Here is a 13970-nt window from a genome sequence, read left to right as displayed (position 1 = left end):
CTTTTCATAAACAAAATATCTTTTTTTAAATAAATTTCATACTTTTTAAAAAATTTCACTTTAAAATAACTATAAAAAGGTTAAAATGGGAATAGTATAAGTAAGTAGATTTTTTCTTCATAAAATGTAAAGTTGCTCATCACCGAAGGAGGACTATTTATGTTTACCATATCAATCATCGCTATGATTATTGGTGTTGTGCTTATTGTTTTAAGTCAAATTATCTATCATTCAAAACCGATAGATGCTAAGGAAAAAATGTTTATACCCGGTGTATGCCTTTTTTTAGTAGGACTCTTAAGTTTAATCGGTCACTTTGTTAATGGCTACGTATAATCTTTTTTCAAAACTGTAAAACATACCAACATCTCTATAACAAAACATAGTATTTAAAAATTTTGTAATTATTAAAAGAGTGGCTGGGACAGAAAGTTCCAGGATAAGTAAATAAAGACAATTTCTATTGAAATAATGTAGAAATTGTCTTTTTTACAATTTTTTTGATGATTTTCAGCTCGTTGAGCTTTTACTTTATTATATTAAGCAACGATAATGTCTGAATTTATCGAATTCAGTCTCGGGAATTGTTTCTGCAATAACATTTACATGTCGTGAAATATCATTTGTGGGGATAAGAACTGAAGTTTCCATTAGTAGAGTATGTTTAGTCATTTTATAATTTTTATACATAAGACACCTCGTTAATTTAGTTTATTGGTATTTATTAAATTATACGAAAGGTCCTTATTTTTCAAAGTATTTTAATATAAAATTACATATATGCACAAAGTATTTTGGCGAGACTCTTGAGGGAACAGGACAAGCTGAAGACTACAGGCTGAAGCTGTCCGATAAGAAAGCGAGCCAACAATACGAAGTGTTATAAATAAAAAGCCAGTAAATGAATTTATAAAAAACTCATTTACTGGCTATTTTGCTAGGAATTATGTCTCAGCCTCTTAGCTATTGGCTTTGGATAGCTAAATTTAAAATACGCTTATATTAAGTTTTTAAATTTTTAGTTCTCATTAATGAATCTGAACGACGAATTTAATATGAATATGATTTCATTCTTTTTGATGTATCATGATTCATTATTAGTGTTGTCAAAATTTCGACCTTCAAGTCCAGCCAATTCTTCTTTCGAAGCTGCAGGTGCTTTCATTTCAAATATTTCATCGACAACCGTGTAATCATAATAACCGAGACGTGCTATAGGTCTGATTGACTTAATGTCTAATTTTCCGTTGTCCATAATTACTTTATCGTCAATATGCACTTGTGCTACACGACCGATGACTATATCCACAGTTGAAACAGGGTCTCCAGTGGGAATTCTTACTGTTTGAACATATTCACATTCAAAATGAACAGGTGATTCCTTTACCCTACTTCCAGGAGCTTCGATACACGATTCTTTCGTCACACCAGCAAAGTCAAATTCATCATCTTCTGGAGGTAATGCTTTGGATGATAAATTCACTGCTTCACGCAAATCATATGTTGCCATATTCCATACAAACCAACCAGTTTCTTCCGCATTTTTAACTGTATCTTTTCTTTCATGATCGCCAAGCACTGACTGATTAGCCGCAAACATTACCATTGGGGGTCCCATGTAAGATTTTGATATTGACTGTACGGCGCCAAGTTATCTTTACCTTCTTTAGATACTGTAGAAATCCAACCTATAGGTCTAGGTACTGTGCTACTTTTGAACGGATCATGTGGCAATCCATGACTTTTAACACCTTGTTTTGGTGAATAATTCATTTTATATCCACTCCTATCGTTAATCGTTCTATCAACTTAAGGTTACATGACTTGACTTAGCATTGTCTAATATTTATCAATCATTTCAATATAGTTAAAAGTTATAAATAGTATTTTAAACTTTTAACAACCAATATTGCTTTTATCATTTGAAGCTATTTTCAAGAACGTTGGTCACCTGGCATAAATATTGATACAACTAAAGCAATCAGTCCGACAATAGCAATCATTAAAAACTGTAAGAAAAAGTTAGACAGTTCGCCTACAAATAACATTAAAATAGGTGCAATCGCTGTTCCTAAGAATAATACAAATGTATTAACAGATAAAAAGAAACCTTGATTGTTTTTAACAACTACACCTATTTTTGAAATAACAGTAGGAATCGCAAATGCGATACCTGCAACAAACAACACACTAAATGTTGTAATAAGTATAATATTCGTAGTTACACCCATGAGTATGATCGACACAATACATGTTGTTAATGCGATAGTTAGCAAGCGCTTTATACCTATACGACTGCTTACACGCCCTGCTAATAGAGATAATAACATGCCTATCACACCGAACAATTTCATCATTGAGGACACAGACATGTCTCCCCCAACTTGGTGTGATGTGACATATTCATTTAAAATATCATACATACTTATAAACATAATCAGTAATGTTAGTGAAATAAATAAACAATAGAAAACTTTAAGATTGTCTTTGAAATCTTTAAAGTTATTGAAAAACTTAATGAGTTGAATATCAGGATTTTTATGTGGACTCTCAGGTACATTTTTATAAATAACTAATACGAGAATTAAATATAAGATTGTTAAAATAAAATATACCCACTGCCAATTCAAATAACTTACGACTAATTCACTCATATTTTGCCCTAACACACCTGATAACATAAAACTTGTACTGATGAAACTAATTGCTGTTACACGTTTCACACGTGGATAAGTTTCAGTTGTATAAGTCATGACTACAGGAGAAAATGATGCAGCAAATACGCCTTGTAGTGCTCTTAATATTAATAACACTGTAAATGAATGAACAATACCTATCATAAGACAGATGATAACTAATGCACTCATACCTACTAAAATAGTTTTAATTCTGCCATACTTTTCAGAAATCGTTCCATAAAATAGACAACTGATTGAATATGTTAATGAGAATAAAACACCGTTTAAAGTTGCTATAGATTCAGGAACATGAAAGTCTTCTGCGAAAGTTGCTGTAAGAGGTAGAGCCGTATATAAACTTGCCATTACAATGATACCTGAAATAAACATGATTGTCGTAATGAGATTATAGTTTTTACTTTCTTCCATCGATTTCCATACTCCTTTCTAAATTTTATTCAATACGATTATTATGACAGTTTGTTTCAAATTCCTAAAGAGATATTTAAATTGACGAAAAATTAAAATAATATAAATACACTTGTATCCATTTAATTTCTTTAGACACACATGAGAGCTGAAAAATTGACATACAGATTACTTCAATTTAAGATTACCATTACCTTTAAATATCAATATTTCACAAACCTATGATTAAATCGTTAATATATTACAACATTTATGTTAAATTGTGCATTTAATTTTTATTTTAGGGAAAAGAGATGTCTAGAAGGAATTCATATTTACAGATATATAGGAGGAATCTTTAATGGTTTTACGTTATGCTACAAATTTAAAACTAGCTAAAGAATTATATGATGCAAGTAAACCTAAATTAAAAGGCGATCAAGGTATGATTAATACTTTCACTAATACATTTGGTTTACCGGAAAACTCAGTTAAATTAGCAGGTGGCGTTGAAGCTGTAGCTGCTGGTTTATTTGCTGCTAGTTTTTTAAATAAAAATATTTCACGCTTAGGCTCACTTGCAGCAATTTCAGTACTTGGTGTTGCAGCTTACAAACATTTTGAAGCAGGGCATGGTAAAAAAGGTGCACAACATGCTTTAGACTTATTAGGTTTATCAACACTTAGCTTATTAGATACTTTTTCTTGTAAAAAATAAGTACTTCAACATATAAATATATATTAAATAAAATAACAGCGGTAATTCCCTTATTAATCTTATCAAGGAATTACCGCTTCTTTTATGTTATCTATCAATGAAGAACAAAGGCATTCAATTCATCAGTCTAGATGAATACGACAATGATTATTTCTTGTATTTATTAAGCAATGCTGGAGGAACATGACATAAATAATAATCCTCCGGAAATTTCTCAAGATGATTCTGATGTTCTTCTGCACTCTTCACATAATTACTTAGAGGTTGTACTTCGACCATTACTTGTTTCGCGTCTTCCCTGCGCTTAATGTAGTCTTTTACTTCATTTAAATGCTTCGAACTTTCACTATACACACCTGTTCGATATTTTTGACCCTTGTCTTGACCTTGTTGATTTAAACTATAAGGATTTATCATTTCAAACAAATAATCCATCAGCATAAGTATTGAAGTTTTTGCAGGATCAAAGTGTATCTTCACACATTCAGCATAGCCATCATAAGGAGCATCTAAACATTTCGACGTTCCATTTGCCCTTCCAGCTTCTGTTTGAATAACTCCTGGAATCGTATTAAAAAAAGCTTGAGTTCCCCATAGACATCCACCAGCAAAATATACCGTTTCCATATCCTCACTCCCTAAAGCAAATGTGTTAACTCACTTTTCAATCATAAAGAATTCAAAATAAATCTCTCAGTTCATTCAATTACAATCAAAATAAGAAAAGAACCTGTACCTATGATTGATGTATCAGGTTCCATATTATCAACTTGATTACTCTGTTCATTCTGTCTTACTATATCATCAATAATTTGATACCCTTCACAATATTAATAATAAATAATACAAGCGAAGCGATAAGTAGAATACCTCCAATAATTACTCCTATCACTAGTACAGCGACTCCATTTGTCGAATCAATCAAGGATAGTCCAGCAGCAAATGATATAAGTCCTAATACCAAACACACCCAACTCAAAATATGGTTAAATAATGCATTTCTTGAATACGTAGATGCTGGTGGTTGTCCAACAATCCATACGATTAATGGAAACAATACAGGTGCGAAAAATACACTTAGATAACTTAAAGCCCCTAATACATCACCCGTTTTATCATGATAACTTTTATCAAAATTTTCCATACAATTAATCACCTCAATTTAAATATAAACACATTCTGAGAATTCATTTAAGTGATATGGAATACAATTACAATATTGTAAGTTTCGATACAAAAATACTAATGATTAACCACTTAATGCTTGTACTAATGCGTATTTAAATGTTGATACCGGCACAGCATTAGCATGACGTTGTTGTAGTGCTAAACGTGTTTCAAATTGACCACGATGATTTCCTATCTCTTTCAAAGCGTTACTCAACTGACTTATATCATTTACAAGAAACTGATTTTCTATTGCAACGAAATCTTGATTATGAACAACCTCTTTATATCCCATAATTAACAATTGATGATTATATGCGCTTCTTACAGCATTCCCTATTTCGTTCCCCTCATTAATATCTAAATAGATGTCACATTGTTGATATAAGGTTTGAACTGTTTGTTCTTTAATTATTGGATATAATTTAACATTTTCATATTGCGATAAACTTAATAATTTTGAAGACATCTCAGTTTTAGCGCCTATGTGAAATTGATAATCTTTATGCAAACGTACCAACGTTTCAACATGTGGTATTTGATCTGAATTTGTTAATGTTAATACATTCTTAGAATAATGATTCCGTTTATACGTGTCATATAAGTAACCAGATGCATATACTGCCTGTTGTTCCTCCCTAGATAGTTGTTCCTTGATCAATTTGTATTCATTCTGATTAGGGACAATAACGGCAAAGCGACTTTGAAGGTTTGGTGATAACATGACTTTCATATTTCCTGGGACATAACCCTGAGATTGTTCTTGCCAAAATAAAATACCTTTTTTCAATGTCGGCAAATGATAAATTGCTAAAAATGGTGTTGATAAAGTATTAAATATAACTTCTTTTATCTCAATGCCCATTTCACTCAAGTAAAATTTAATCCACTCTGTATATGACTCAAAAAAATAAGATTTCCCTTCATATTCTACAACTACATCGTTAGTTACATAATTCTCATAAATCACTTCTTTACCTTCACGTGTCATATACTTTTTTAATATTGCATTACCTAACAAATCGTAAACTGTTTCAGCAAATTTAAATCCTTCTTTTGTATAATAATCAACCGAACGCAAACGCTGTTTTGAATCAAGCCACTCTACATGGCTAACTACACGTGTCTTATAATGTTCCTTATAAAAGATTTTACCTCTAAGCTCACCCATATCTGTAATGGTAGCCATTGTCGCATCTCCTTTAATTTCCCAAAAAGGCGGCGTATCAATATCATTAAAAAAAGCAGGGGTATCATCTTCATAAATTTGATATGCTGTGAAAAAACGATACGGCGATGTCACATCATCAGGTAAAAATCCATCATCATTAATTACAATCGTAAAGTGATTGTAACCAGCACGCTTAAGAGATTGATGTAATTCCTGTGTTTCTTGATTATAATTTTCGAATAAATTAATCATATAGCACCTCTTCAATGAGTTGTCTCCATAGATCAACAATATGCGATGTTTTAAATGATTCTGCAATGTCATACGATACCTCATGTGCCCTTATGGGACCATCTTCAAAATATCGAATAATCATATGAGCGATTTGCGTTGTGATATCATCAGTAGACGCTTGTTCAAAATCTATCGGTATCAAATAGCCATTTTGATGATGTCGAATAAATGTCGGACTGCCATAATTCACATCAAATCCAATCATACCTAAACCAGAGCCAACCGCTTCCATTAATGTCAGTCCGAACCCTTCACTTTGTGAGGCCGCTATGAATAATTCATATTGCTGATATATTGTACGAAGATTTCTATGTCCTTTAATTTGTATGTAATCCTCAGCACGATGTTTGGTAATAATATTTTTAATTTTTTCTTGTTCTTCTCCTTGTCCGTAGATATCAAAACTCAATTGAGGTAACTGATGTTTAGCTTTAATCACAGCTTCCACTATCCAATCAACATGTTTTTCGTTAGCAAGACGTGATGCGGTCATGATGGAATATGGTTTTCTTTCTTTTTCAGGATATTGTAACGATTCTATACTACCTACTGGAATTGTACGTATACGTGGACAATCATTCTTATATTGTTTAAATTGTTCACTTAGTGTCTGCCTTTGCAAATCTGTCGCTGTGATAAAGAAATCAATATGCTGTGCATTTTCGAATTGATACTCATAATAATTATTCCATAAAATGTGAGTCCCATCAGTCGCACCTTCACTGAAATGTTCAGCGTGAACGACTACGCCAACTTTACTGGATCCCTTGTTTTCTAATATGGCTTGTCCCACATCAGTTGCTCGATCAATAATAATGATATCCTCTGAATTCAATAGCAATTGACGTATAAAGTATGCGACGAGTGCTTGTTTACTGTATAAACGTGCATCATCAAACACAAAAACATGTTCATCTTCATCTATATATTCGCGATATGCAATTGATCCATTTTCATTATAAAATTGACGCATATATATTTTAGCTTTATTGTTAAAAGGAGCATAATACTCCGAGAATGTTCTTACATAGCTATAAAAATCTTTCCTAATTAACATTCCATTCACCACAAACTCTGCACGATCAACGTAATGTTCGTTAGCATTTTTTAAATAGCAGGTTACGAATGTTTGCTGATTATTTAAATAGAGTCGTAATACTTTACCGTTTTGTTCTTTTCGAGTAACCTCATTACCTAACTCTGAAATTAAATCATCAACTGTGTACGTTGTAGGAGCGATTTTTACGTCTGTGAAGTATTGATATAGCCAAATAACTTCATCATCTTTAAACCCTATGTTGCTTGTGAGTGTTTGAATATTTTCTGATTGAATAAAATCTAAAAATATAAATTTTGTTGGATAAGGTAATTGCCTTAATAGTTTTGCTCGATACACTTGTGCATATTCAACACCACTACTGGCCCAACCGATTCCAAAATTGATATTATAAATCGTCATGTCTAACACCTCTTTGTTTATGGGAAATGAATGACCATATCTCCGTCCTTATCAAAGGCTAGAATACTTAAACATAAATTTCTAACCATCTTCCTTTTTATATCTTCAGACATATATTCATACGTTTCAAGAGCCACTTTATGATATTCAAAAATGACATTACGCTGTCCATTTTGTCGATTGTTTACACTGGCTTTAAGTTGTTGTAAGTTATCTACTTGTTCAATCCATTCGCTATCTATCGCTTTCAAAATTGATTTTTGAATGAAACGAAGTTTTAAATATGAATCAGCAGCAACTTCTAAACGATTGTTAAATTGTTGAGTAAATTGTTGTATTAAGAATTGTATGATTTCTTCATCATTTTGCATATTAATATTTGATACATCTTCATCGAAGACAAAACTTAAGTTTTCGTATATATAATTCACAAGTGCACGTTCACTACTTAAGTCAAGATTTTTAACGTCTTTTGTAAACACATCTCGTGCAAGCTGTTCAAAATTAAAATCATCAAAATCGCTTGCTTCAAGTATGTGATTACGTTCAGCATAAATTTTATCTCGTTGAACACTAATACTTTTTTCGAATTCATTTGCCATTTCTCTATTTTTCATAGCAGTCTCTTCAGATACACGTTGCGCTTTATTAACAATTGACTTTACACGTTTTTTAAAGAGTGCACTACTTTCTAGTTTAGATGCATCCATCGTTTGGAGGTTTTTATTTTCTGCCAAGTTAGAGTTACTCCAACGTTTTACTAAATCATCATCAAGTGATACAAAAATCTGTGAATATCCAGGATCTCCTTGGCGACCTGAGCGTCCTCTTAATTGACGATCAACACGGCTATTATCCATATGTTCATTAATAATCACTGCTAAGCCACCGATATCATGAACCTCTTTTGATAACTTTATATCAGTTCCACGCCCTGCCATACTTGTAGCAACAGTAACTGCAGATAATTGTCCCGCCTCAGCAATCATTTGTGCCTCTTTAGCTACATTTTGAGCGATTAATAAATTGTTGGGTATATCACGTTTAAATAACTCAGCTGAAAAATATTCTGCCGCTTCTGCAGTACGTGTAATTAGTAACACAGGTTGTTGAGTTTCATGTATACCAATCACTGTCTTTAAAATTGCATCGTTCTTTTTGTCACCATTAGCAAATACTCTATCAGGTCTATCATCTCGTTCAATCGGACTGTGAGTCGGAATCTCTATAACAACTTTTGAATATAAATCAAAGAATTCTTTTTCCCCTAATTTACCTGTTCCAGTCATACCTGAAAATTCATCAAATTGCTTAAATAAGTTTTGGAATGTTATGGTTGCCATCACACTCATATCTTGAGAAATTTCAACATTTTCCAGAGCCTCTATAGCTTGATGTAAACCAGACTGAAGCTTTGTTCCAGGTAGCATACGACCAGTTATTCTATCTATAAGCACAATCTCACCATCAAAAATAAAATAGTCTAAATTATATTTGAATAAATACTTAGCTCTAAGCGATAAATGAATCATCCTAACTAAATCAAAATATTGCTGTTGGTATATACTATTCACTTTGAAATAATGGCTTGCTTTTTCCGAGCCCTCATCAGTGAGCCACACTTCTTTTTTATTAAAATTAACTATGAAGTCTTTATCTTTCTCAAGTGTTTCAACAAACTTTTTAACGATGTGAAATAAATTAGATTGTACACGTGGTGCACCAGAAATAACTAAAGGCGTTTGGGCAGCGTCTAATATAATAGAATCGACTTCATCAATAATAGCAAAGTTTAATTTCGGTAAAAATTTGGCACGAATATCATCAGCTAAATTATCAATTAAATAATCAAACCCTAGTCGCCCATTAGTCGTGTAAACAATGTCATGGTGGTACAGTTCATATTTTTCATTTTCAGCGTATTCATATTCTGGAATGTCCACAAATCCTAATGATACAGACAAGCCTAGCCATTCATATAGTGGTTTCATTTCTAAAAAATCGCGTTTTGCTAAGTAATCATTTGTTGTGATTAGATAAGCACCTTTACCTGTAAGTGCATTTAAGTACAGAGGCATGGTAGCTGTAAGCGTCTTACCTTCTCCTGTTTGCATTTCTGCAATATTCCCCTGATGCATAGCGATTGCTCCTAAAATCTGCACATCTTTTGGATACATACCTAAAACGCGCTTAGAAGCCTCTCTAACTGTTGCATAAGCTTGTGGCAGAATGTGATTGAGTGAAGCTTTATTATCATTTAAATAAACTTTAAATTCTTTTGTCTTCGCTTGAAGTGCTTCATCACTAAAATTTGAGAACTCCTCACTAAGCGCATTAATTTGATTTAATATTTTGCGCAATTTTCTTAACCTAATATTATTAATAATTTGGTTAACACCTTTAGCCATTCATATCACTCCTGTGATAGTTTGATGAGTCTAGATGATGTGTCCTTATATTGGTTATTATTTGATTAATTACTTTAAGTTTTTTCTTAGGATCTATATATTGCGTTGCCTCATAAGCTTGATTACTATCTTCTCTTAATTCTTGCACAATTATATTGTGAAAAGATAGATGATTCATGCCAGCATTAATAAGTTCTAATTCATATGAATATGCTTCTCTAGGATAGACAATATTTTCTTTTTTATTTTTTAGAATTTGATGACTAAGAATTTCTTTATTCTTACGATAAAATTTCATTTTAAAATAAGCCGCACCCTCAGGTTCAACTTCAAAATTAAATTGAAATTGATATTGGCGCCCTTTTTTTAAAATAGGTAGCTTAGGGCTTACACGGTCTTCTGCAAAATCAGTTAACATATACCAACTGTGAATGATTGTACCGGATGGCATCAAAGGGTTCTCAAAATAGATATTATCTTGATTAAAACGTAATTTTGTACCATACATAAAAGTTGATGAATTAACTAGTCGCCATTTGACTTCAAATTTCCTATCTTCTTGCATGTGTTACCCTCCCAAATCGCTCTTCCATGATTAAATTATAAAAATTAATAAACCAATGAGTAACAGTAGCAGAATCATCATTATGTCTACCAGGAATTCTTTTACTTATCACACGTGCATGTTGTTTTGTAAGAACAGGCAATAAATCTTGAAATGCATATTTGTCATAATCATCATGCTCCATGTAAGCAATCGCAAATGTGGTCATTGACAAATCACTATGCTGAATTTGCTTCCAAAAATGATTATCTAACTGAACAACATCTTTGTTAGTTATGCCATTTTGATTCAATCGCAAAATATCAAGTGACGTTCCAAAATCGTTTGGACGAACGAGTTTCATATTATTAGCAATAGTACCGAGATTTATCAAAGGTTTTCCTACAATAACAGCCGCTGGATTTAATTTTGTAGCGTAATAAAGTGCGCCAAATGATCCCATTGATAATCCAGAAAGAATTAATTGGTTGTTCGCAAATCCCAAATAATCCAAAGCATTTTGGATGACCTTACGGATTGCCTGTTCATAATTCTCTGACCCTAGGTAAAAGGCACCACCTTCGATTCTAGGATCAGCTATTAAAATAAATGGAGCATTCATACGTTTCATCATAAAGTACCCTTCAAAGCCCTCAGCAGTACGATACCCACTAAAATATACATTGAGTGGTGGTTTTAAATCTCCAGGATGGAAGTAATGTATAAATTCTTGCTTATTTTCATCACTATATCGTTTTCCGCCTAATATGAACTGCCCTAATTCCAAGCGTGACCAACGTTTATGAATAGCACCTATAAATAATGTTCCTTTACCTTTAGCTTTGATTGATACACTCACATATGTTTGATAAGGACGAGCAGGTAGTTCTATGGGAGTGTCTAAATCGTCTTGTTCATATATTAGCTTTTCTACTGGTTGATCAGTTGAATAAACAGGCGTCAATCTCAATGTATATTGGATTTTAGCATCACCTTCAACTTTAAATTCTGGCCATATTTGATTCACCTTATTGGCATCAGCAATGATATTTTGACTCCATGTAATGAGGGGTTGGTATGATTCCCCAAATCGTCCTGATACTTCAATAGACTCATTTCCATTAAATTGATAAGAACCATCAAAATGAATACTAACGCGACAATGAATAGGTTTAACTTTATCTCCATATTGCCCAGGAAATGTAACTGCCTCTAGTTTTTGTTGTAATTGTTCTTCATTTTCATAAATGAGTGGTTTTATAAAATTACGTTGTATTGTCTTATCTTGTTGGTATTGATTATCCCAATACTCATTGTCAATCACAGTATTATACGGTGTACTGACTAATGATAAAAGTTTCATTAATGAATCAGAATATTTTTCACGTACAAAAACAAAATCAAATTGTCCTTTTTCATCTAAAATATGTACTACAACATCTTGATAGCCACTTTCAAAATCAAACAAACCAACATCAAAATAATCCCATTCGACATTACTTTTTTGATTAAATAAAGAACCTAAATCATGACCACCTACTTGAAGTACTCTAAATTTACGTGCCACTTGAAACATCACCTTTAAATAACTGATTAATTTGATGAATAATATTAATTGAACTAAAATCATCCGTTAATCTCATGGAATATGCATAAGAATAATTCCAATTTTTTAAATGTGCCAAAAAATAATCTAAAGATTCTACAGTTTGCGATATGTCATCAATAATATATCCATTATGCATATGTTTAACATAATCTGTTCTCTTTTTATTAATTTGTGGTATACCCGCGCCAATACAACAGATTTGTAAAAAAAGTTTCGGCTCTAAAGATAAATCTACTACAACTCTTAATTTTGAAATAACGCTTACAAGATCTTCTTCAAACGGTACTGTTTCAATATCAATGATTGTTTCTTTTTTATTCTGTATCACGTCTTCAATTACATCACTTATTTCCTTTTTCTCTTGGTGATATAAATCATTGAGATGAGCAACTTCATCTATAAGATTTTCCGTAAGATTATCTCTACTCTTAGTTAAAATTTTCAACTTATAGCCATCTTTATGTTGAATATATTGAAATAAGCTGTTTACAATCTCTCGTATTTCAATCTCGTCCAAACCATCTATCCATAATCCAATATAAGTGTCATACAATTGACTACTTTGGTTAGGTAATGACTTCGCATCAAAAGGCGTTACCCTTAAAAGATTAATATCATTCATGTTCAATCCTGCGTAGTGTTCAATCATATTTTGATTAGCTTGTGTATCAACGAGACAATAATATGCTCTAGAAATAGAGTCATATAAATCTTGTGTCACCACTTTATTTCGCTCAGTAAAAATAGAAAAACATAAAGACGATGCATCAATAGTGCGTGCCATCATTGAATTATGACGTTCATCAGATGCCACTATAACAGAATCATCTTCATTCAATTCTCTTTCTACATATGATTGGAATTTCTCTTCTATCAACTCAGCCATAGATGAATACGTAACCCTTTTAAATTTTGATTGGAAATTTTTATTAATCGTTACTGTATTAACATTTAAGTCTTCAACAAATATTTCTTCCCCATCTTTTGAAAAATAGTGTTTTTTATTGTTATCACCATCAGGTGTATAAGTACGCACTGCCGATATAAATCCTCTGTCATCGAATACAAATCGTCTTTGAATTGTACTATACTTGTAATCCTCTACCCACATCAGGTACCCCTCTTGGCTGAAGTGAATTTTAGAAAACGTGTTATCACCTGTAATCGCTTGAATTTGAAAGGGAGTAAAAATAAATTCAGTGCCTTCTGGCCATGAAAGATCGCGATAATCAATAGCTTGAGGCGTTTGATGTCCAACGCCCTGTATCTCATCAAATACAGACCAATAATGACTTTCATACAAATCATATCGATGGAGGAATGTTCTAAGATATGGACTAAAATTTAAAACTATCAATTGATAATCCACATTATTCGAACTATGCATTGTCATTAAACTAATCATATCGTCAAAATCTGTATACTGTTTTTTTAGATAGAATGGTCTTGAGGTACTTTCCCACCATCTGTTACGGCTATACCAAGCTGGTATAAATCGTTTCATATTCCAAAAC

Annotated in this window: 12 protein-coding genes and 1 pseudogene; 2 read left to right on the top strand and 11 right to left on the bottom strand. The window is 32.2% G+C overall.

Features of this window, described 5'->3' with window-relative positions; all coding sequences use genetic code 11:
* The first annotated feature begins 159 nt into the window (after positions 1–159).
* Positions 160–336 (top strand): hypothetical protein, encoded by a 177-nt coding sequence (locus FNL83_RS01335; RefSeq protein WP_001831885.1) that lies wholly within the window; start codon positions 160–162, stop codon positions 334–336.
* A 198-nt stretch (positions 337–534) separates the two neighbouring features.
* On the opposite strand, the gene FNL83_RS11990 is transcribed toward FNL83_RS01335, so the two are convergent.
* The 3 genes and pseudogenes from FNL83_RS11990 to FNL83_RS01325 form a co-directional block, all read right to left on the bottom strand.
* Positions 535–672 (bottom strand): hypothetical protein, encoded by a 138-nt coding sequence (locus FNL83_RS11990; RefSeq protein ID WP_002502616.1) that lies wholly within the window; start codon positions 670–672, stop codon positions 535–537.
* A 412-nt stretch (positions 673–1084) separates the two neighbouring features.
* Positions 1085–1773: pseudogene (locus FNL83_RS01330) on the bottom strand (flavin reductase family protein).
* A gap of 161 nt (positions 1774–1934) precedes the next feature.
* Complete coding sequence (locus tag FNL83_RS01325; RefSeq protein WP_002437889.1) at positions 1935–3107, bottom strand: MFS transporter; 1173 nt, start codon at positions 3105–3107, stop codon at positions 1935–1937.
* Between the two features lie 340 nt (positions 3108–3447).
* On the opposite strand from FNL83_RS01325, the gene FNL83_RS01320 reads away from it, so the two are divergent.
* Complete coding sequence (locus tag FNL83_RS01320; protein ID WP_002437887.1) at positions 3448–3804, top strand: hypothetical protein; 357 nt, start codon at positions 3448–3450, stop codon at positions 3802–3804.
* 147 nt (positions 3805–3951) lie between these two features.
* Here the strand turns inward: FNL83_RS01320 and FNL83_RS01315 are convergent, their stop codons facing one another.
* The 8 genes from FNL83_RS01315 to asp1 form a co-directional block, all read right to left on the bottom strand.
* The gene (locus FNL83_RS01315) at positions 3952–4431 is read right to left on the bottom strand and encodes a peptide-methionine (S)-S-oxide reductase (RefSeq protein WP_002485488.1); all 480 of its coding nucleotides are present in this window, start codon (positions 4429–4431) and stop codon (positions 3952–3954) included.
* Positions 4432–4600: 169 nt separating this feature from the next.
* Positions 4601–4948, bottom strand: a complete 348-nt coding sequence (locus FNL83_RS01310; RefSeq protein WP_001831842.1) for a magnetosome magnetite crystal formation protein family — start codon at positions 4946–4948, stop codon at positions 4601–4603.
* Positions 4949–5053: 105 nt separating this feature from the next.
* Positions 5054–6394, bottom strand: a complete 1341-nt coding sequence (gtfB, locus tag FNL83_RS01305) for an accessory Sec system glycosylation chaperone GtfB (protein ID WP_001831861.1) — start codon at positions 6392–6394, stop codon at positions 5054–5056.
* Entirely contained in the window at positions 6387–7895 is a 1509-nt protein-coding gene (gene gtfA, locus FNL83_RS01300) for an accessory Sec system glycosyltransferase GtfA (protein WP_002437882.1), read from the bottom strand. The genes gtfB and gtfA overlap by 8 nt, the downstream gene beginning before the upstream one ends.
* A gap of 17 nt (positions 7896–7912) precedes the next feature.
* Positions 7913–10303, bottom strand: a complete 2391-nt coding sequence (secA2, locus tag FNL83_RS01295) for an accessory Sec system translocase SecA2 (RefSeq protein WP_002485917.1) — start codon at positions 10301–10303, stop codon at positions 7913–7915.
* A complete protein-coding gene (gene asp3, locus FNL83_RS01290; protein WP_002437878.1) occupies positions 10296–10868 on the bottom strand; it encodes an accessory Sec system protein Asp3 in 573 nt (190 codons plus the stop codon). The genes secA2 and asp3 overlap by 8 nt, the downstream gene beginning before the upstream one ends.
* On the bottom strand, positions 10855–12423 hold the full coding sequence (gene asp2, locus FNL83_RS01285; protein WP_153647357.1) for an accessory Sec system protein Asp2: 1569 nt from the start codon (positions 12421–12423) through the stop codon (positions 10855–10857). The genes asp3 and asp2 overlap by 14 nt, the downstream gene beginning before the upstream one ends.
* Positions 12404–13960: an accessory Sec system protein Asp1 gene (asp1, locus tag FNL83_RS01280; protein ID WP_001831836.1), complete on the bottom strand. Its 1557-nt coding sequence runs from the start codon at positions 13958–13960 to the stop codon at positions 12404–12406. Before asp1 ends, asp2 begins: the two co-directional genes overlap by 20 nt.
* Positions 13961–13970: the final 10 nt, after the last annotated feature.

Source organism: Staphylococcus epidermidis, from assembly GCF_006742205.1.
GTDB classification, from domain to species: domain Bacteria; phylum Bacillota; class Bacilli; order Staphylococcales; family Staphylococcaceae; genus Staphylococcus; species Staphylococcus epidermidis.
Note: the sequence above shows the minus strand (reverse complement) of the source record. Positions and strands in the feature narration are given on the sequence as shown.